Source organism: Candidatus Symbiopectobacterium endolongispinus (assembly GCF_018777385.1).
Lineage (GTDB): Bacteria > Pseudomonadota > Gammaproteobacteria > Enterobacterales > Enterobacteriaceae > Symbiopectobacterium > Symbiopectobacterium endolongispinus.
The window spans coordinates 308,501-327,246 of sequence record NZ_JAFJYB010000003.1 but is presented as its reverse complement, the minus strand read 5'-3'; the positions used below and the strand labels follow the sequence as shown (position 1 = coordinate 327,246).

General features: G+C 51.0%; 18 protein-coding genes, 1 tRNA gene and 4 pseudogenes. 2 read left to right on the top strand and 21 right to left on the bottom strand.

From position 1 onward, the window contains the following. Nucleotides 1-35 precede the first annotated feature (35 nt). Nucleotides 36-788 (top strand): 2,3-diphosphoglycerate-dependent phosphoglycerate mutase, encoded by a 753-nt coding sequence (gene gpmA / locus JZM30_RS13160; RefSeq protein WP_252319247.1) that lies wholly within the window; start codon nucleotides 36-38, stop codon nucleotides 786-788. A 315-nt stretch (nucleotides 789-1,103) separates the two neighbouring features. On the opposite strand, the gene JZM30_RS13155 is transcribed toward gpmA, so the two are convergent. The 4 genes and pseudogenes from JZM30_RS13155 to JZM30_RS13140 form a co-directional block, all read right to left on the bottom strand. Beyond that, nucleotides 1,104-2,171, bottom strand: a complete 1,068-nt coding sequence (locus tag JZM30_RS13155) for an FkbM family methyltransferase (protein ID WP_252319240.1) — start codon at nucleotides 2,169-2,171, stop codon at nucleotides 1,104-1,106. 273 nt (nucleotides 2,172-2,444) lie between these two features. Further along, a pseudogene (aroG, locus tag JZM30_RS13150) lies at nucleotides 2,445-3,498 on the bottom strand (3-deoxy-7-phosphoheptulonate synthase AroG). 213 nt (nucleotides 3,499-3,711) lie between these two features. Next, a pseudogene (gene pnuC / locus JZM30_RS13145) lies at nucleotides 3,712-4,440 on the bottom strand (nicotinamide riboside transporter PnuC). A 168-nt stretch (nucleotides 4,441-4,608) separates the two neighbouring features. Beyond that, a pseudogene (locus JZM30_RS13140) lies at nucleotides 4,609-4,812 on the bottom strand (DUF554 family protein); the annotation flags it as partial. Here JZM30_RS13140 and JZM30_RS13135 point away from each other — a divergent pair. Continuing rightward, nucleotides 4,793-5,384: pseudogene (locus JZM30_RS13135) on the top strand (NAD(P)H-binding protein); the annotation flags it as partial. The pseudogenes JZM30_RS13140 and JZM30_RS13135 sit on opposite strands and share 20 nt — an antisense overlap. Nucleotides 5,385-5,432: 48 nt before the next feature. Here JZM30_RS13135 and JZM30_RS13130 read toward each other — a convergent pair. The 17 genes from JZM30_RS13130 to sucC all read right to left on the bottom strand — a co-directional run bounded on the left by JZM30_RS13130 (nucleotide 5,433) and on the right by sucC (nucleotide 18,601). Continuing rightward, nucleotides 5,433-5,864 carry a winged helix-turn-helix transcriptional regulator gene (locus JZM30_RS13130; protein ID WP_252319238.1) on the bottom strand — a complete coding sequence of 144 codons (432 nt, stop codon included), beginning with the start codon at nucleotides 5,862-5,864 and terminating at the stop codon, nucleotides 5,433-5,435. Nucleotides 5,865-5,962: 98 nt separating this feature from the next. Then, complete coding sequence (locus JZM30_RS13125; RefSeq protein ID WP_252319236.1) at nucleotides 5,963-6,580, bottom strand: aldo/keto reductase; 618 nt, start codon at nucleotides 6,578-6,580, stop codon at nucleotides 5,963-5,965. Between the two features lie 141 nt (nucleotides 6,581-6,721). After that, nucleotides 6,722-6,797: transfer RNA gene (locus JZM30_RS13120), tRNA-Lys, on the bottom strand. A 171-nt stretch (nucleotides 6,798-6,968) separates the two neighbouring features. After that, on the bottom strand, nucleotides 6,969-7,760 hold the full coding sequence (gene cpoB / locus JZM30_RS13115) for a cell division protein CpoB (RefSeq protein ID WP_252319234.1): 792 nt from the start codon (nucleotides 7,758-7,760) through the stop codon (nucleotides 6,969-6,971). Between the two features lie 9 nt (nucleotides 7,761-7,769). Further along, on the bottom strand, nucleotides 7,770-8,276 hold the full coding sequence (gene pal / locus JZM30_RS13110) for a peptidoglycan-associated lipoprotein Pal (RefSeq protein ID WP_222160040.1): 507 nt from the start codon (nucleotides 8,274-8,276) through the stop codon (nucleotides 7,770-7,772). Nucleotides 8,277-8,306: 30 nt separating this feature from the next. Further along, a complete protein-coding gene (gene tolB / locus JZM30_RS13105; RefSeq protein ID WP_252319232.1) occupies nucleotides 8,307-9,599 on the bottom strand; it encodes a Tol-Pal system beta propeller repeat protein TolB in 1,293 nt (430 codons plus the stop codon). A gap of 151 nt (nucleotides 9,600-9,750) precedes the next feature. After that, nucleotides 9,751-10,704, bottom strand: coding sequence for a cell envelope integrity protein TolA (gene tolA / locus JZM30_RS13100; RefSeq protein WP_252319230.1), 954 nt, complete (start codon nucleotides 10,702-10,704; stop codon nucleotides 9,751-9,753). A gap of 77 nt (nucleotides 10,705-10,781) precedes the next feature. Further along, complete coding sequence (gene tolR, locus JZM30_RS13095; RefSeq protein WP_222160037.1) at nucleotides 10,782-11,204, bottom strand: colicin uptake protein TolR; 423 nt, start codon at nucleotides 11,202-11,204, stop codon at nucleotides 10,782-10,784. A 12-nt stretch (nucleotides 11,205-11,216) separates the two neighbouring features. Then, nucleotides 11,217-11,900: a Tol-Pal system protein TolQ gene (tolQ, locus tag JZM30_RS13090; protein ID WP_252319228.1), complete on the bottom strand. Its 684-nt coding sequence runs from the start codon at nucleotides 11,898-11,900 to the stop codon at nucleotides 11,217-11,219. Beyond that, on the bottom strand, nucleotides 11,897-12,304 hold the full coding sequence (gene ybgC, locus JZM30_RS13085; RefSeq protein ID WP_252319667.1) for a tol-pal system-associated acyl-CoA thioesterase: 408 nt from the start codon (nucleotides 12,302-12,304) through the stop codon (nucleotides 11,897-11,899). Before ybgC ends, tolQ begins: the two co-directional genes overlap by 4 nt. A gap of 255 nt (nucleotides 12,305-12,559) precedes the next feature. After that, on the bottom strand, nucleotides 12,560-12,853 hold the full coding sequence (ybgE, locus tag JZM30_RS13080) for a cyd operon protein YbgE (RefSeq protein ID WP_252319227.1): 294 nt from the start codon (nucleotides 12,851-12,853) through the stop codon (nucleotides 12,560-12,562). Beyond that, nucleotides 12,850-12,972, bottom strand: a complete 123-nt coding sequence (gene cydX, locus JZM30_RS13075) for a cytochrome bd-I oxidase subunit CydX (protein ID WP_252319666.1) — start codon at nucleotides 12,970-12,972, stop codon at nucleotides 12,850-12,852. The genes ybgE and cydX overlap by 4 nt, the downstream gene beginning before the upstream one ends. 15 nt (nucleotides 12,973-12,987) lie before the next feature. Continuing rightward, the gene (gene cydB, locus JZM30_RS13070; protein ID WP_252319225.1) at nucleotides 12,988-14,127 is read right to left on the bottom strand and encodes a cytochrome d ubiquinol oxidase subunit II; all 1,140 of its coding nucleotides are present in this window, start codon (nucleotides 14,125-14,127) and stop codon (nucleotides 12,988-12,990) included. A gap of 13 nt (nucleotides 14,128-14,140) precedes the next feature. Continuing rightward, the gene (gene cydA, locus JZM30_RS13065) at nucleotides 14,141-15,709 is read right to left on the bottom strand and encodes a cytochrome ubiquinol oxidase subunit I (RefSeq protein WP_252319224.1); all 1,569 of its coding nucleotides are present in this window, start codon (nucleotides 15,707-15,709) and stop codon (nucleotides 14,141-14,143) included. After that, entirely contained in the window at nucleotides 15,702-15,974 is a 273-nt protein-coding gene (locus tag JZM30_RS13060; protein WP_252319223.1) for a hypothetical protein, read from the bottom strand. The genes cydA and JZM30_RS13060 overlap by 8 nt, the downstream gene beginning before the upstream one ends. Before the next feature lie 588 nt (nucleotides 15,975-16,562). Next, nucleotides 16,563-17,435 carry a succinate--CoA ligase subunit alpha gene (sucD, locus tag JZM30_RS13055; RefSeq protein WP_252319222.1) on the bottom strand — a complete coding sequence of 291 codons (873 nt, stop codon included), beginning with the start codon at nucleotides 17,433-17,435 and terminating at the stop codon, nucleotides 16,563-16,565. Then, entirely contained in the window at nucleotides 17,435-18,601 is a 1,167-nt protein-coding gene (sucC, locus tag JZM30_RS13050; protein ID WP_252319221.1) for an ADP-forming succinate--CoA ligase subunit beta, read from the bottom strand. Before sucC ends, sucD begins: the two co-directional genes overlap by 1 nt. Nucleotides 18,602-18,746 lie beyond the last annotated feature (145 nt).

Sequence of the window (18,746 nt, the reverse complement as noted above, 5' to 3'; positions counted from 1 at the left end):
TATCACTGAAATCTTAGGAATGAAGGAGTTTAGCTATGGCTGTAACTAAGCCGGTACTGGTGAGACACGGTGAAAGCCAGTGGAACAATGAAAACCGCTTCACAGGCTGGTACGATGTTGACCTGTCCGAAAAGGGCCGCTCAGAAGCCAAAGCCGCTGGTACATTGCTGAAAAATGAAGGTTTCTCCTTCGATTTTGCTTATACCTCTGTGCTGAAACGCGCCATTCACACGCTGTGGAACATCCTGGACGAGCTGGATCAGGCTTGGCTGCCGGTGGAAAAGAGCTGGAAACTGAACGAACGCCACTACGGCGCGTTGCAGGGTCTAAACAAAGCGGAAACCGCTGAAAAATACGGTGATGACCAGGTTAAACAATGGCGTCGTGGTTTTGCTATCACTCCGCCTGCGCTGACCCGTGAAGATGAGCGTTTCCCCGGCCACGATCCGCGTTACGCATCCCTGACTGACGATGATCTGCCGCAGACTGAAAGCCTGGCGCTGACCATCGAACGCGTTGTGCCGTTCTGGAACGAAACTATCCTGCCACGAATCAAGAGCGGTGAGCGCGTTATCATCGCTGCACACGGTAACTCCCTGCGTGCACTGGTGAAATACCTGGACAACATGGGCGAAGACGAAATCCTTGAACTGAATATCCCGACAGGTGTGCCGTTGGTGTATGAGTTCGATGAAAACTTCAAGCCGATCAAACACTACTATCTGGGTGACGCTGACGAAATCGCAGCGAAAGCCGCTGCCGTTGCTAACCAAGGCAAAGCCAAGTGATTTAATCTCTACTGAAATAGCCAAAGTAGGGTGAATCAGACAGGTAAAAGGGGTTGTAATGCATTGCATTCAACCTCTTTTTATTTAACCCTCCCCATACCCATGACATTCTCAATCCAGTGATATTGGCTGGTCACTCGTACATTTTGAACAATGGCTACGAGCCAGGTAAAAGCCAAACAAATTGTGCCGCCTAGCCAATTTCAGCCTGGTAAATTCCAGGTTGAAATTGACGTTATTACTTTTAGGCCGCGGACACAGCCAGATAAACCGCAGATATTTCTAGAAAACCTAACGATTCTCGGCTGTTTTGAATCATGCCTCGCTAATGCAGTACAAAACCGTCTCTTCTTGGTTAATGGTGTAATGGCCTAACCGGAACCTATAGAAGGGGAATTCTGTTTGAATAAATGTTACCAGTTCAAAAAGATCGTTGGGCTTGTGGTAAAGAGAGACAGCTAGCTTCGGCTTGAATTGATGGATGGTTTCTTTCGCACCACGTAGTGCTTCCAGTTCAGCCCTCTCGATATCCAGCTTAATGAAATCAACTCGCTCAATTTCTCCCGTCTTCACCATATCATCGAGGGAACGGAGCGGTACTTGCTGATTCTGGACAGAGAAGCCAGGAGCATAACCATTTAAAATAATAGGAGGGCAGACCACTTCATGGTCTGAAAGACCAGCAGGAACAATCACAACATTCTGATGCGGAAATTGTTTGGTATTATACTGCAATATTTCCTGGTGTGCTGCTACTGGGTCGAACGAGTAGACCCTGCCGTTAGCGCCCACTGCATTGGAAAAAACGGCTGCCGTATCGCCAAGACATGCACCACCATCTACAACGAAATCACCACTCTCCGGCGCGATTCGAACACCGTCTCGCTCATAGAAATACTGGCGTCGAAAGAGATAAGCTTCCAACCCCAGGCAGTCGATGACATATTTATTACCACCGTATTCGAAATCGAAATGTCTCAGCTTGCCAAACATACCTGATATAGCCAGCTTACTGACAGTACTTTTCTCAATACTGAGGTAATTTTCAAATTCTGCTTTTTTATTAGCGAACTCAACGGGAAGTCTGATGCTCAAGTGCCCAGCCATTCGATATGCGATCAAATGCAGATACAACAACCGCGACTGGTCATCTTCCAATAACTGATATGCATTAAATAAATTGACCCAGTTCCGGAAATACCAATCAAAATAGAAAACACGAGCATTCGTATCAAAATCCATAGAGTGGTCATTACCATCTATGTTGAATCGATCTGCGTCGAAATTATAAGTAAACGTATTGACTTTCAAATTTTGAACGGCAAGAGCGAGCACTAGCGGATAAAACTGTTCTAACGTCTGTGGTAAATCAGAAGAAGCCATAATTTCACCAATAATATATGGAATTATGAAAAAATAATGTTCCACTCTAACAGAAGAACTACATTTATCAATGAAGTGATAAGAACAAGAATTGGTACATAACTCTCTCGATAACCGGTTAGAGCGTACTGGCGCTTAAAACATAAGCGAACAGAAGTTTCTATTACCCTCATGAAAGCGAGATTTTACTGCAAGAGGAGCGAATGACTATTGTCAAATATCCTCGGCAGAGGCCGAGGATGAGCGGTGAGAAATGACAAAAAGCGTTAGCTATCAACCCACACGACGTTGCTTAACCGCAGCAGCTAACTGACGCAACAGCACCTCAGTATCTTCCCAGCCGATACATGCATCAGTCACACTGCGACCATAAACCAGTGGTTCACCGTTTTCCAGGCTCTGGTTGCCTTCTACTAGATGGCTTTCCACCATCACACCGGTGATAGCACGTTCACCACCCGCTATCTGCGCACACATCAGCCCCTACGTCCATCTGCTTCTTGAACTGTTTGCTGCTGTTAGCATGACTGAAATCGATCATCACCTGCGGGCGCAGTCCGGCTTTTTCCAGTCCATCCTTCACGGTGCTGACGTGCTCGGCGCTGTAATTCGGTGCTTTCCCACCGCGCAAAATAATGTGGCAATCGTTGTTGCCGCTGGTGTTGACGATGGCGGAGTGACCCCATTTGGTCACCGACAGGAAGCAGTGCGGCGCACTCGCGGCATTAATGGCATCGATCGCCACTTTAATCGTGCCATCGGTGCCGTTTTTGAAGCCAACCGGACAAGAGAGACCGGAAGCCAATTCGCGGTGTACCTGAGATTCCGTAGTGCGTGCGCCGATGGCACCCCAGCTCATCAGATCTGCCAGATACTGCGGCGATATCATGTCCAGGAACTCACCCGCAGCAGGTAACCCGCTATCGTTGATTTCCACCAGCAGTTGACGGGCAATACGCAATCCATCGTTAATCTGGAAGCTGTTATCCATGTGCGGATCGTTAATCAGTCCTTTCCAACCCACAGTGGTGCGCGGTTTCTCGAAATAGACACGCATCACGACTTCCAGCCCGTCGCTTAACTCGTTGCGCAGCGTAAGCAAACGGGCGGCGTATTCTTTTGCAGCCTTGGTATCGTGAATCGAGCACAGGCCAATCACCACCAGCAAACGATCGTCAGCGCCATGCAGAATCTTGTGAATTGCCGAGCGGGTAAATGAGACCGTTTCTGCCGCACGCGCGGTAGCCGGAAATTTCTCCAGCAACGCGACAGGAGGTAACAACTCTTTGATCTCTTTAATTCTTAAGTCATCATTTTGGTAATTCATCATTCATCCATCGATTCTTGCGCAGAACATGCCACATCTTGCCAATAGGAAACGGTTGCAGGGCGATTACCATGGCGTTTAAAAACGGAACTGTTCATATTGCAGCGCACAAATGATAAGTCAAGCGTATGGCGTACCCACAACAACATCGCGTAATTTTACGCGATAAAATGCTGCTAGCTTACCGCTATGCCGCGTTTTCCAACGTGCACTTTACGCTCTGTGCTGTAGATACAATGGCGTTGGACGCTGGCGCGCTTCCTTGATCCACAACCAGGTGCCGTTGAGGGCGATACCGGTCAAGATCAGGTATTCCAACGCCATCACATAGACCCCCTGGTAGGTGAAGATCACCACGCTGATAATGTTAACCACGACCCACAATATCCAGTTCTCCACATACTTACGCGTCATCAGGATCATCGCCATCATGGAGAGCACCATCATGCTGGAATCCCAGAAGGGAAACGCATCCGGCTGCAATGTCGGCATGGTCACCTGTACACCCATACTCTGCATCACGGTCACCGCGACGCCAGTTAGAGCGGCAAACACCGCATCAATGTAGACGGCCATCAAACCAATCACGAGTGCACCCAGCACTGACCAGGCAAGCAATCTGGGGAGTGGCAGCTAGCGTATTTTTAAGGCGATATCCTGCTGTTCCGTGCGCCGTGTCCAGGCATACCAACCATAAACATTGGCAACAAAGAAAAAGATTTGCAGTAGCAGGCTAGCATAAAACTGAATCTGGAAAAAAATAACGGCAAATAGCGAGACGTTGATCAAACCAAACAGGTAATTGATGGTTTTTTCCAGGCTGGCAAGCCAGATACAGAGCAGGCCACACAGCACGCCAATGACTTCAATCCAGGAAAGATCGTACCCTCACGCACCGAACGGGATATGAATCAAAATGTTGCTGGTACTGAAAAAGTCCATCTTGCCACCCCATGTTTATCGTCTAAATGAGGAAATCCTGCTTCTACCAGACTCCCAAACGGGGTATATGGTAGCAGTCGGTTAGCAAGAAGGCACTTAATGTTTTACATACTAAACAAATAAGGGGTAATTCTTTTAATTACTCTCTTTTGTTTAGCACACATAAAACTAACCGAACCAGCGATGCCAATAAATCGACAGTGGGATGATAAACAGCAGTGCAGGCAAGAAATTTACCACGGTGAACATTTTTATCTGCGCGATGCGCAACCATACCGCCATCATGATAATGCCGCCACAGGCTGCAAAATCCCCCATGGTGATGTCATTCATAAACGGCATGATCAATTGCGCGGAAAAAAAGAGCGGTGTAAAACGCATTGTGTATACTAGCTTGTTGCACGCTGACACTTCACCGCTCAATCTGGCGCCGGAGCACGCTGAAACAGAAAAAACGCTGAAAGCCTCTGGCATTGATTACACGATCCTGCGCAATGGCTGGTACACCGAAAACTATACTGACTCTATCGCTCCAGCACTGGCTAACGGTGCTTTCTACGGCAGCGCCGGAGAAGGGAAAATTGCCTCTGCCGCACGTGAAGATTTTGCTGAGTCCGCCGTAGTGGTGCTCACAGAACAGGGTCACAGCGGGAAAACCTATGAATTAGCCGGCGATGAGCCTTATACACTGGCGCAACTGGCTGCTGAAGTCACGAAGCAAAGCGGTAAGCAGATTCCGTACAACGATATTCCTTAAGCTGATTACGCCGCAGCACTGAAAGGCGCGGGACTGCCGGAAGGGTTCGCCGCGGCCTATCGCATCATGGGATGTGGGTGCGTCAAAAGGTGGGTTATATGAAGCGTCACATCAGCTCTCCGCGCTGATTGGCCGTCCAACCATACCGTTGTCCGTTTCAGTAGCGGCAGCATTGAAAGCACTCTGATGTTACCCGTCCTGCCTTCTTGGCAGGACTGCTTGTGTAAACGACCGGCTATTCCAACGGGTTTTTCACTGACAGCGGTGTCTGTTCCTGCAAAATGGCCGGTAAATTGACTTCTATCCAATCAGCCAGGTCGCGTACCTTCTCCGCCGCTTCGCGCCCTAAGGGCGTCAGGGTGTACTCCACGTGAGGAGGAACGGTGTTATAAACGTGTCGATGCACCATGCCATCGGCTTCCAGCCACTGCAGCGTTTGTGACAGCATCCGCTCGCTGATGCCCTCAATGCTGTGTCGTAATGCGCTAAAGCGCTGTGTACCTGACAGTAACACAATCATCACCAACACTCCCCAACGACTGGTGAGGTGCTTAAGCACCTCGCGTGAAGGGCAGTTTGCCGCCAAAACATCGCCGCGTTCGAGTTTTTCCGAGAGGGTGCGGGTTTGTTGGTCAATATCAGCCTGTGGCGTAGGAGATGTGGTCATTACAAGCTTACCTGGATGTTGGTACTAACTAAAAGTAATTAAATGCTACGCCAGTCTATGTCCAAACGTCAATCGAACAAGAACTGTTTTATATGCGTTTATACCTCACCACCGACCAATGCGTTTTTGGCCGACAGAAGAAACTCATCTGACAGTGCATCCCCTGCAGTGGCGCGCGCCAGTGTCAACGCCCCAGATAACAGCGCGCATCGCACCAACGCGTGCTGTCTACGCTGTTCGGCGTCTTGGATATCGGAAATAGACTCCAACCGCTCCAGCAGTGCCTTGACACCATCAAGATAGACGTCGCGTACCGGTTTATCTTCCCCCTCGCGGGCAACATAGCTGGCTAACGCGGTTATTGGACATCCATCCTTCGCCGCGTCGCGGTGTGTTGCGGAAAGATAGGCCTCCACCAACGTGCGGAAATCATCATGGTGTGACTGATGCCTGATTTCCTGCCAGCGGGAAGCTGAGTCATAAAGCGCCTTACGGCTGGCAATCGCCGCCAGCCCCAGCGCTTCTGCCATAGGCAGCAGTTCCCGCTCGGCGGTACGTTGTACCAGGCTGTATTCCACCTGAACGCCAGCAATACGCGACCAGCCGCGGAGCTCTGCCAGGGTGTCAGCACGAGCAATGCGCCACGCAGGAAAGTTGGATAATCCGGCATACTGGATTTTCCCCACGCGGAATAAGGCATAAAGAAAGGTCGTCATCCTCGGCGTGTGCCGGGGATCTTTAACAGGATAAATGTGTCTCGCTTCCCTCGACTCAAACCTGAACGCAGATTCTCACTTGCACGACAGATGCACATAAAAATTTAGCGATTGAGATTTATAGAAAGGATATCTAGAAGATGGTGGGTCGTGCAGGATTCGAACCTGCGACCAATTGATTAAAAGTCAACTGCTCTACCGACTGAGCTAACGACCCATCATGGTGCTACTTCGGCGTTTTCACCTTGCCTTGGCAACGGCGGCATATATTACTAACTTATCAGCTCAGTGCAACCTATTTTCCTGAAAAACGGTTCAACTGCTTAATCATCAAACGACAAAGCACAAAAATCGCTCATGGCGCGCAATTTTTGTGCCTGGAAAGTGGTTAGAGCCCAGTCAGCCATTTTTGCGCCTGCTTGGCGCTTTCGGTATTGGGATATTGTTTGATGACCTGCTGGTAGACAGCCTTCGCTTTATCCGTCTGCCCCTTTTCCTGCATGATCACCCCAACCTTGAGTAAGGCTTCGGAGCTTTTAGGGGATTTCGGGTAATTCTTGACCACGTTCGCAAAATAGTAAGCGGCGTCGTCTTTCTTACCTTTGTTGTAGTTCAACTGGCCCAGCCAATAGTTGGCATTCTGCTGATAAGTTGAATCAGGGTATTTTTTGACAAATGCCTGAAAAGCGGCAATAGCCTGATCGTACTGCTTTTTCTCTAGCACCAATGCCGCCGCAGCGCTGTAGTCGCTGTTGGCATCACCGGTACTGGCCGGTGCAGCAGCCGCGCCCGCACCATTAATGGCGGGGCTGGAGGTAGACGCACCCGTATCCGTTGCTGGCGCAGAAGACACCGACGGCGTTGACGACGAGGAGCCCATGCTATCCATTTGCTGATAGATTTGCTTCTGGCGTTCAACGACCTGATTCAACTGGTTCTGATTTTCCTGAATCTGCCCACGCAAACTGTCAATATCGCGCTGCGTATCAGAGAGCTGCTGCTGAAGTTGAGTTAATAACTGGCTATGAGCGTTAGAAATACGCTCCATTTGGGTGACACGGTCTTCCACCGAGCCAGAGCCGACATTACTGATTGGCGCTTGGGCAGTAGCGGCCCAAGGGACCGCTACGCCAACCAATAACGACAGACCCACGAGATGACGTCTGAAGTTACTGTTCATGCAATGCTCTTAGTATACCAGGACCGCACGACGGTTTTTGGACCATGCAGCTTCGTCATGACCCAGAACCGCAGGTTTCTCTTTACCGTAAGAAACGATAGAGATCTGATCGGAAGAAACACCTTTGCCTTGCAGGTACATCTGAACAGCGTTAGCACGACGTTCACCCAGGGCGATATTGTATTCCGGCGTACCGCGTTCATCCGCATGACCTTCGATAGTCACTTTGTAGGACGGGTTGCTGCGCAGGAAGGAAGCGTGCGCGTCCAGCATCTGAGCGAAGTCAGAACGGATATCGTACTTGTCCAGATCGAAGTATACGATGTTGTTGCGTTGCAGTTCTTGCATTTGCAGGCGAGCCTGCTCAGAAGAAGACATATTGCCGTTTTCATAACCGCTGCCTGCAGTGCCAACGGTAGACTGGTCATTGCCGTCTTTCTTGTGTGAACTACATGCGGCGATAGCCAGCACCGGCAGAGCCAACATCAGGCCTTTCAGTACTTTATTGAATTGCATCTCTTATGTCCTTTGAAAAATTATTTATGTTTATAAATACGGCGACCAGGCAGGGAATTTAACCTGTCCATCAGTTGCCGGAAGACGCGCTTTGAAACGTCCGTCAGTAGACACCAGTTGCAGCACAGAGCCCAGCCCTTGTTTAGAGCTGTAAATCACCATAGTGCCGTTCGGTGCGATACTCGGCGTTTCGTCCAGATAGGTGCCCGTAATGACTTGAACGGCCCCCGTCACTAGATCTTGTGTAGCAATATGCTGAGCACCACCGTTGGAGCTCACCATCACTAGCATTTTGCCATCGTCACTGACTTCTGAGTCCTGATTCTGCGCCCATTCCCAGGTGATACGCTGCGGAGCTCCACCATTGACGTTAATTTTGTAGACTTGCGGACGTCCAGCCTGATCCGAAGTATATGCCAAAGTTTGGCTGTCGGGGAACCAGGTTGGTTCAGTATTGTTGCTGCGACCATCCGTCACTTGACGGATCTGACCGGAGCCGATGTCCATGACATACAGGTTCAGGCTGCCGCTTTTGGAAAGTGCAAAGGTCAGTTTGCTGCCATCCGGGGAAAACGCCGGAGCACCGTTGTGACGTGGGAAGGACGCAACCTGACGGATTGCACCATTAGCCAACGTTTGAATCACCAGCGCAGAACGACCGCTTTCAAAGGTAACGTATGCCACTTTGCTGCCATCCGGCGACCAGGCCGGAGACATCAGCGGTTCTGGAGAACGGTGCACTACAAACTGGTTGTAGCCATCATAATCAGATACACGCAGTTCGTAAGGGAACTGACCGCCGTTGGTCTGCACCACATAGGCGATACGGGTACGGAAGGCACCTTTGATACCGGTTAGCTTCTGGAACACTTCATCACTGGCGGTATGCGCGGCATAACGCAGCCATTGCTTGGTGACCTTGAACTGGTTTTGCGCCAATACGCTGCCTGGGTTACCCGAGGTATCAACCAGTTTATAAGAGATCACGTAGCTACCGTCTGCACCCGGCTGAACCTGACCCACGATGACGGAGTCAATCCCCAGCGCCGTCCAGGCAGCAGGCGTGACTTCCGAGGCAGAACCCGGCTGCTGCGGCATACGGCTGGGATCGATCGGATTGAATTTACCGCTGTTGCGCAGATCCGCACCAACGATACCGCCAATATCTTCCGGCGCTGCGCCGCCGCCAGCCCACTTGAACGGAACCACGGCGATAGGACGTGCCGAGTCAACCCCTTGGGTAATCTCGATACGCACTTCGGCGTGTAGCGCTGTGACCCACAGCATTAAAAAACCTAGTGCAACTTTACATGCCTGCTTCATTTCATCTCCCTTATCCAGAGGTATCGCCTCGGATAAATTAGTAGAATTTTAACAAACCGGTATCACCAAAACACAATACCCGTGGGTGGTGCTATCATCCTTGTCCTAAAGGTACCATGCGGCACCGTTAGCATCGTACTGCACGCCACGATTATTGCGGTTTGAAATCAATCGGTGCGTTTTTGAAAGCTTCATACACATCCGTACTTGGCGGCTTCGGTATTCTTGCCTGCTTGGCTGCGACAATCGCCGCCTGACACAGTGCCGGGTCTCCACTTTCCGCTTCAACGGAAACGAGCAGACCGTCCGGTGCCAGTTTGATGCGCAATGTACAGGTTTTACCCCGATAAAGCTGCCAGTCATAAAATTTACTCTGGATCGCCGCGCGCACCTGGCCGCCATAACTGTCCAGTGCGGCACCTGAAGCACCGCTCTTTTTCGCCGCGCCGGCACCGGCTGGCGCACCGCCACCTGATTTAGGCGCGTTTTTCGACGACGCCAAACCGCCGAGAAGATCGTCAACTGAATCAGACTGTGCAGCAGCTTCTGCGGCGGCTTTTTTATCCGCAACCGCCTTGGCTTTTGCATCTGCTGCGGCTTTAGCTTTCGCATCAGCAGCCGCTTTCGCCTTCGCTTCTTCAGCCTGCTTTTTCGCGGCAGCAGCGGCTGCCTGTTTCTTCACTTCTTCTTCAGCTTTTTTATTCGCGTCAGCGGCTGCTTTGGCTTGTTGTTCAGCTTCGGCTTTCGCCTGCTGCTTAGCGTCCTCTTGCGCTTGAAGACGTTCTTTCTCAAGCTCTTTTAAACGCTGTTGCTCAGCAGCCTGCTTTTGCTGCAACTCTTCAGCTTGCTGCTCAGCCTGCTTTTTACGCAACTGTTCCGCGCGTTTTGCATCACTCTGCTGTTGTTGCTGGCGGTTGTACTGTTCAACGACGGCATTGGGATCAACCATTACCGCATCGATTGCCGAGCCGCCACCGCCGCCACTGGCATCCATAGAGGAGTGGAATGAGCTCCACACCAGCAAAGCAATCAGTATGATGTGCAAAACGGCCGAGACAATAATGGCGCGTTTTAACTTATCAGGTTTTTCGGTGGCCTTTAGCACAAGCGGTTCCCAAATACTGTGTTGCCGTAATAAACGATTGCCAGAAAAAACATCACGCTTTGACTGCAACGCCTTGATTATATAGGCTGAGTCATCAGACCTACTGATTTGACCCCAGCCTGGCGCAGCAAGTTCAGCGCTTTGATGATCTCATCATAAGGCACGTCTTTCGCGCCCCCGATCAGAAACACCGACTTGGGGTTTTCAGCCATACGCGCCTGGGCTTCCGCCACAATCTGCTCGGCGGGAAGTTGTTCCATCCGCTTTTGTTCAATAACTAGACTGTACTGACCGACGCCAGACACTTCGACAATCACCGGTGGATTATCGTTGCTGGAGACGGTTTTGGAATCTGTCGCATCAGGCAAATCCACTTCCACGCTCTGTGTGATGATGGGGGCCGTTGCCATGAAGATCAGCAACAACACCAGCAGCACGTCCAGTAATGGAACGATGTTAATTTCGGATTTTAGATCCCGGCGACCACGTGAACGAGCCATGCTGCCTCCTGATTACTTACTACTTTCAGTGAAGGCCTGACGATGCAGGATAGCGATGAACTCTTCCATGAAGTTGTCGTAGTTCTGCTCCAGTTTATTCACACGCTGATTCAGGCGATTATAGGCCATTACCGCTGGGATTGCCGCAAACAGACCGATGGCGGTCGCGATCAGTGCTTCGGCAATACCCGGAGCAACCATTTGCAACGTGACCTGCTTAACCGCCCCCAACGCGATAAAGGCGTGCATGATCCCCCATACCGTACCAAACAGGCCGATATACGGGCTGATAGAGCCAACAGTACCCAAAAACTGGATGTGGGTTTCCAGCATTTCCAGTTCACGGTTAAGGGAAATGCGCATGGCACGAGAAGCGCCCTCTACCACCGCCTCTGGCGCATGGCTGTTAGCCCGATGCAAGCGGGCAAATTCTTTGAAGCCGGAATAGAAGATCTGCTCTGAACCTGCCAGCGAATCGCGGCGCGTCTGGCTTTCCTGATACAGTCGGGAGAGTTCAATGCCTGACCAGAATTTATCTTCAAAGGCTTCAGCTTCACGCGTAGCAGTGTTCAAAATGCGCGTGCGTTGGATGATGATCGCCCAAGAGGCGATAGAAAAACCAATCAAAACCAGCATGATAAGTTTCACTAAAAGACTGGCTTTCAGGAACAAATCAAGGATATTCATGTCAGTCACTGCTTAAACTCCGCGACAATAGACTTAGGAAGCGCGATGGGCTTCATGTGATGCGGATCGATACAAGCGATCAATACGTCGGCCTGACTCAACAGATCGCCGTGAGAATTGAGAATACGCTGAGCAAACGTGAGAGAAGCACCGCGTATCACTGTGATTTCACTCTCTACGTTCAATAAATCATCCAGACGCGCCGGAGAAAAATACTCGACCGCCATACGACGCACAGCGAAAACCACATGCTCTTCCAGCAAGGCGCACTGATGAAAGCCGTGCTGGCGTAACATTTCTGTCCGCGCACGCTCATAGAAGGCGATATAACGGGCGTGGTACACCACGCCACCGGCGTCTGTGTCTTCATAGTAGACACGTACAGGCCAACGAAACAACGTATTGCTTACTATACATCCCGGTAATACAACTAAACACCGCTCTACTATACGCAAGAGAAATGAGGTTTGGAATGGGTTGCTTAGAGGGAAATTAAATAATTATGGGTTGCTCGCAACCCATAACCAAACGGAATAGGCCATACTCGTCATACTTCGAGCTGTAGGTGCGTTGGTTACGCTCACTCACCCAAATCACTTACCTAAGTAAGTTCATTGAGATTCGCTCCATTGCCGCCTTCCTACAACTCGAATGATTTAAGATAGATACTAGCGAAAGAAGTAAATAAGCCCTGCGAGCAGGATCACAAAGGCAGGAAAAGGCGCAAAAATCACGCGCCACAGCAGGCGTTGCTGGCGAAACCCTACCCCGTATATCACACCGGTACAAACGGCCCATACCAGCAACGGGCCTTGCCACACGTCCAACGCGCTGGTACGTGCAGCAAAGCTTGTCGGGTCCCACATCACACAGCCCGCCATCAGCAACGCCATGAGCAGGGCAAGAACCCGTAACTGGTCCTTGTCCATCAGTTGGTAGAGTTTATCAACCAGACTGCTCATTGCGCGTTGTCTTCTGCCGCTTTTGCTTTAGTTGCTTCACTCTGCTCTAACGCCAGAGCGGTAATAATCCCCAGCGAGCAAGCAAGAAGCGTTCCGAGTATCCAGGTAAAATACCACATCATTAAGCTCCTTACTTAGTACAGAGAGTGGGTGTTCTGTTCAATATGCTCTTTGGTAATGCGACCGAACATTTTGTAGTAACACCATGCCGTATAAGAGAGCATGATGGGTACAAAAATAATGGCGACGATCGTCATCACTTTCAGCGTGTACAAGCTGGAGGTGGCATCCCACATGGTCAGGCTTACGTTCGGTTGCGTGATGGAAGGCATCACAAACGGGAACATGGCAACCACAGCGGTCAGGATAACGCAGGCGATAGTCAGCGAGCTGAACAGGAAAGCCAGTCCGCCATTGTTCGCACGCGCCATCGCGATGGTCAGCAGCGGCAGCACCACACCCAGCAACGGGATAGCCCACAGCACCGGATGCGCGGTAAAGTTCGCTAACCAGGCTCCGGCCTGATGCACCACTTCTTTGTGCAGCGGGTTAGGCTCAGCCGCCTTGTCCAATACGGAGGTGATGGTATAGCCGTCAATACAGTAGATTACCCACACGCCGGCCAGCGCAAAGGTCACCATCATTACCAACGCCGACAGTTGAGCCGCACCTTTCGAGCGCACATACAGATCGCCATTGGTACGCATCATCAAGTAGGTAGCACCTTGCGCCAGGATCATGGTCAGGCTGACAACGCCCGCCAACAGGCCAAACGGGTTCAGCAGTTGGAAGAAGTTACCGGTGTAGAACAAGCGTGCATTGGCATCGATATGGAACGGTACACCCTGCAACAGGTTACCGAACGCCACACCAATCACCACTGGCGGCACAAAGCTACCGATGAAGATGCCCCAGTCCCACATATTGCGCCAGCGCGCGTCTTCCAGTTTGGAGCGGTAGTCAAAACCGATCGGACGGAAGAACAGCGATGCCAGTACCAGGATCATTGCGATATAGAAACCGGAGAATGCTGCGGCATACACCATCGGCCAGGCAGCAAACAGCGCCCCGCCCGCGGTGATCAGCCACACCTGGTTACCGTCCCAGTGTGGAGCGATACTGTTAATCATGATACGGCGTTCTACATCATTACGTCCCATCACGCGCACCAGCACGCCAACCCCCATATCGAAGCCGTCAGTGATAGCGAAACCGATCATCAGCACGCCAATCAACAGCCACCAGATAAAACGTAATACTTCATATTCAAACATAGTGGACTCCTGTTTACCGTGCGTCCTGAGCCAGCGTCAACGGCTGTTCAAAGTGGTAACGCCCTGTTTTCAGGCTACTTGGGCCTAGGCGCGCGAATTTGAACATCAGATACATTTCGGCGACCAGGAACAGCGTATACAAACCGCAGATCAAGCCCATCGATAGCAGAATGTCACCCGCCGTCAGCGAAGAGTTCGCTACCGCCGTGGGCAGCACTTCACCGATAGCCCACGGTTGGCGACCGTACTCGGCAACAAACCAACCAGCTTCAACCGCAATCCACGGTAACGGAATACCGAACAAGGCAGCGCGCAATAGCAGCTTGTTTTTACCGATACGGTTTCTGATAACGTTCCAGAACGACAGGCCGATAATCAGCAGCATCAGCACGCCACAGGCCACCATGATGCGGAACGAGAAGTAGAGCGGCGCGACGCGAGGAATAGAGTCCTTAGTTGCCTGCTGAATTTGTGCTTCAGTCGCATTAGCAACGTCCGCGGTGTAACGTTTGAGCAGCATGCCATAACCCAGATCCTGTTTGGACTGGTTAAAGGCTTCACGCACAGCCGGATCGGTATTACCCGCGCGCAACTGCTCCAGTAACTCATACGCTTTCATGCCGTTGCGAATACGTACTTGGTGACCATCCATCAGTTCACGCAGCCCCAGTACCACGCCGTCCGTCGAACGCGTGGCAATAAGCCCCAGCATAAACGGAATGCGCACGGCGAACTGGTTCTCCATTCTCTCCTGATTGGGAATGGCGAACAGCGTAAAGCTGGCAGGTGCCGGTTGGGTTTCCCACTCGGCTTCAATAGCGGCCAGTTTGGTTTTTTGTACGTCGCCAATTTCATAACCGGATTCATCACCCAGTACGATAACTGACAGCACAGCTGCGGTGCCGAAGCTGGCAGCAATGGCAAATGAGCGTTTGGCAAAGGCCAAGTCACGGCCCTTAAGCAGATAGTAAGCACTGATGCCCAGAATGAACATGGCACCCGTGGTGTAACCAGCAGCGACGGTATGAACGAACTTCACCTGCGCAACCGGGTTCAACACCAGTTGTGAGAAGCTCACCATTTCCATACGCATGGTTTCGAAATTGAATTCAGAAGCGATGGGGTTTTGCATCCAGCCGTTTGCGACCAAAATCCACAGCGCGGAGAAGTTAGACCCCAACGCCACCAACCAAGTCACGGCCATGTGTTGCACTTTGCCCAGGCGATCCCAGCCAAAGAAGAACAAGCCAACAAACGTTGATTCGAGGAAGAACGCCATCAGGCCTTCGATAGCCAGCGGCGCGCCGAAAATGTCCCCGACATAGTGGGAGAAATAGGACCAGTTAGTACCGAACTGGAACTCCATGGTCAGCCCGGTGGCCACGCCCAGCGCAAAGTTGATACCAAACAACTTGCCCCAGAACTTGGTCATATCCTTGTAGATTTGTTTGCCCGTCAGCACATAGACCGTTTCCATAATCGCCAACAAAAACGCCATCCCCAGCGTTAATGGTACGAAAAGGAAATGGTACATCGCGGTTAAGGCAAACTGTAAACGTGACAGTTCGACTATATCAAACATCTTGACTCCTTGCTCCTCGCAGGAAGGTTTTAGCTTGTAAATGCAAACAAGCCGCTAAACACCCAAAAAGAACACAACAGAAAATTGCTTCAGAACCGGCTTTTATAAACAGCGAGAGTTCACCGTTAAACCAATAACACGCCAAAGAAAACACGTTAAAAATAGCTAAAAACAATACAGCAAACAGGGTAGCGGCTATATTACGCCTGTAATCCCCTACAATAAATAGGTTTTTACGTGACACAGATTGTGTTTTTGGTTTCAAATCAACTTTCCCCTTTCGGCGCACCTTTGGTGAAAATTGATGTGGCGCAATTTAAGCGTATTTCCCCATCGATAGCCAGCTTAAGATTTTGATCTGACGCAAATAGCACGCCCAATGTTAATTTCTGGTTTACCAGGTTTTCGCCATACGATTACTTATTAAATAAATGTAGAAATAGACTTAACAATAGCATCAATTAGCAAACCAATTTTTGACTTGCTCGCTCAGATTTAATTCAACGAATTATCAAGCGTAGATGATTTAATCATAACCACATTGTTTAAATTGTTAATTTAATGTTGCTACGGTTAATATATTGAGCGGTGAGTTAATAACGGTTCTTAATTATTTTTTGTTTTCATCTTTTATTACTGTACTGGCAATAAAAAATGGCCATCTAAAGATGGCCCCTAGGCTGCTGGCAAATCACTTTACCCCTCGTCATCCTCGGCGAAAGCCGGGGATCTCTGCCAGAAAAAACGCATCCTACCAGCACGAGATTCCCGCTTTCGCGGGAATGCCGATGGCGAGCGTGTGTCACTGTTTAAGGTTGGTTCATCAGCAACAACACGCGCTTATGGCAAGGCACTAACGCGCCAATACAGCTTTCACGGCATCGCCGATATCCGCCAGGCTGCGCACCGTTTTCACACCAGCCGCTTCCAGCGCCGCGAATTTATCATCCGCCGTGCCTTTACCACCCGCAATGATGGCACCTGCATGGCCCATGCGCTTGCCCTTTGGTGCCGTCACACCGGCGATGTACCCTACCACCGGTTTGGTGACATGCGATTTGATATAGGCTGCCGCTTCCTCTTCCGCCGTGCCACCGATTTCACCGATCATCAAGATGGCCTCGGTTTGTGGATCCTGTTCGAACAACGCCAGAATATCGATAAAGTTGGAACCCGGAATCGGGTCACCGCCGATACCAACACAGCTTGACTGACCAAGCCCAGTGTCGGTGGTCTGTTTCACCGCTTCGTAGGTTAGCGTTCCTGAACGAGAAACGATCCCCACCTTGCCCGGTTTATGAATATGGCCGGGCATAATGCCAATTTTGCACTCACCGGGGGTGATAACGCCCGGACAGTTAGGCCCAATCATCCGCACGCCGCTCTGTTCCAGCTTCACCTTCACGGTCAGCATATCCAGCGTCGGAATACCTTCAGTGATACAGATGACCAGTTCAATTCCCGCATCAATCGCTTCCAGAATTGAGTCTTTGCAAAAAGGTGCCGGGACGTAAATCACCGAAGCCGTCGCGCCGGTCGCTTCCACCGCTTCGCGCACGGTATTGAACACCGGTAAGCCCAAATGTTCTGTGCCGCCCTTACCGGGCGTCACGCCGCCCACGAGCTTGGTACCATAAGCGAGCGCTTGCTCAGAGTGGAAGGTGCCTTGGCTGCCAGTGAATCCCTGGCAAATGACTTTAGTGTGCTTATCAATCAGAATAGACATTATTTACCCTCCGCTGCCTTCACAACCTGCTGAGCTGCATCTGTCAAACTGGTGGCGGCGATGATATTCAGGCCGCTGTCTGCCAGTTTCTTGGCACCCAGTTCCGCATTGTTTCCTTCCAGGCGCACCACCACAGGTACGTTAACGCCCACTTCGGCTACCGCACCGATGATGCCGTCAGCGATCAGATCACAGCGCACGATACCGCCAAAGATATTGACCAGTACCGCTTTCACGTTGTCGTCGGAGAGAATGATTTTAAAGGCTTCGGTCACACGCTCTTTGGTTGTACCACCGCCCACATCCAGGAAGTTGGCCGGCGCACCGCCATGCAGTTTGACGATGTCCATGGTCCCCATGGCAAGACCCGCACCGTTCACCATGCAACCAATGTTGCCATCAAGCGCCACATAGTTCAGTTCCAACTGTGCAGCATGCGCTTCGCGAGAATCTTCCTGGCTCGGATCGCGCATTTCGCGCAGCTCCGACTGGCGGAACAGCGCATTGCCGTCAGCGCCGAGTTTACCGTCCAGACAGACCAGATCGCCCTGCTTAGTGATCACCAGCGGGTTAATCTCCACCAGTGCCAGATCGCGTTCCAGGAATAGGGTCGCCAGACCCATGAAAATCTTGGTGAACTGCGCCACTTGCTTGCCGCTCAGCCCCAGTTTAAAGGCCAACTCACGCCCCTGATAAGGCTGCGGGCCGGTCAATGGGTCGAGCGCGGCTTTATGAATCAGCTCCGGCGTTTCTTCCGCCACTTTTTCAATTTCCACCCCACCTTCGGTTGAGGCCATAAATACCACACGACGCGTAGCGCGATCGACCACGGCACCGAGGTAGAGTTCTTGATCGATGTCGGTTGCGGCTTCCACCAGAATCTGATGCACAGGCTGGCCTTGCGCATCCGTTTGGTAGGTCACCAAACGTTTGCCCAGCCAATTTTCCGCAAACGCGCGAATATCTTCTTTGCTGCTCACCACTTTTACGCCGCCCGCTTTACCGCGGCCACCCGCATGTACCTGGCATTTCACTACCCACGGACCGGCACCAATTTTCGAGGCGGCCTCTTCTGCTTCGCGCGGCGTGGTGCAGGCATAACCGGTCGGCGCCGGCAGGCCATATCGATCAAAGAGCTGTTTTGCCTGATATTCATGTAAATTCATGATGTTCTATCCATCTCGGTTTGAAGATAAGTCGCATGACTTTCTTGATATTATTGGATAACGCCGCCAAAGGCGGCTGCATAGCACAAAGTAAATTAATACCTTCACCGTATGACCGCCGCTCGGCAGGCGGCGGTCTACGCCA

Coding starts and splice junctions, on each gene's coding strand:
- JZM30_RS13155 (WP_252319240.1), bottom strand. CDS start 2,171: ATGGCTTCTTCTGATTTACCACAGACGTTAGAACAGTTTTATCCGCTA.
- sucC (WP_252319221.1), bottom strand. CDS start 18,601: ATGAATTTACATGAATATCAGGCAAAACAGCTCTTTGATCGATATGGC.
- gpmA (WP_252319247.1), top strand. CDS start 36: ATGGCTGTAACTAAGCCGGTACTGGTGAGACACGGTGAAAGCCAGTGG.
- cydB (WP_252319225.1), bottom strand. CDS start 14,127: ATGTTTGAATATGAAGTATTACGTTTTATCTGGTGGCTGTTGATTGGC.
- tolB (WP_252319232.1), bottom strand. CDS start 9,599: ATGAAGCAGGCATGTAAAGTTGCACTAGGTTTTTTAATGCTGTGGGTC.
- cpoB (WP_252319234.1), bottom strand. CDS start 7,760: ATGAACAGTAACTTCAGACGTCATCTCGTGGGTCTGTCGTTATTGGTT.
- JZM30_RS13130 (WP_252319238.1), bottom strand. CDS start 5,864: ATGACCACATCTCCTACGCCACAGGCTGATATTGACCAACAAACCCGC.
- pal (WP_222160040.1), bottom strand. CDS start 8,276: ATGCAATTCAATAAAGTACTGAAAGGCCTGATGTTGGCTCTGCCGGTG.
- JZM30_RS13125 (WP_252319236.1), bottom strand. CDS start 6,580: ATGACGACCTTTCTTTATGCCTTATTCCGCGTGGGGAAAATCCAGTAT.
- cydX (WP_252319666.1), bottom strand. CDS start 12,972: ATGTGGTATTTTACCTGGATACTCGGAACGCTTCTTGCTTGCTCGCTG.
- cydA (WP_252319224.1), bottom strand. CDS start 15,709: ATGTTTGATATAGTCGAACTGTCACGTTTACAGTTTGCCTTAACCGCG.
- ybgE (WP_252319227.1), bottom strand. CDS start 12,853: ATGAGCAGTCTGGTTGATAAACTCTACCAACTGATGGACAAGGACCAG.
- sucD (WP_252319222.1), bottom strand. CDS start 17,435: ATGTCTATTCTGATTGATAAGCACACTAAAGTCATTTGCCAGGGATTC.
- tolR (WP_222160037.1), bottom strand. CDS start 11,204: ATGGCTCGTTCACGTGGTCGCCGGGATCTAAAATCCGAAATTAACATC.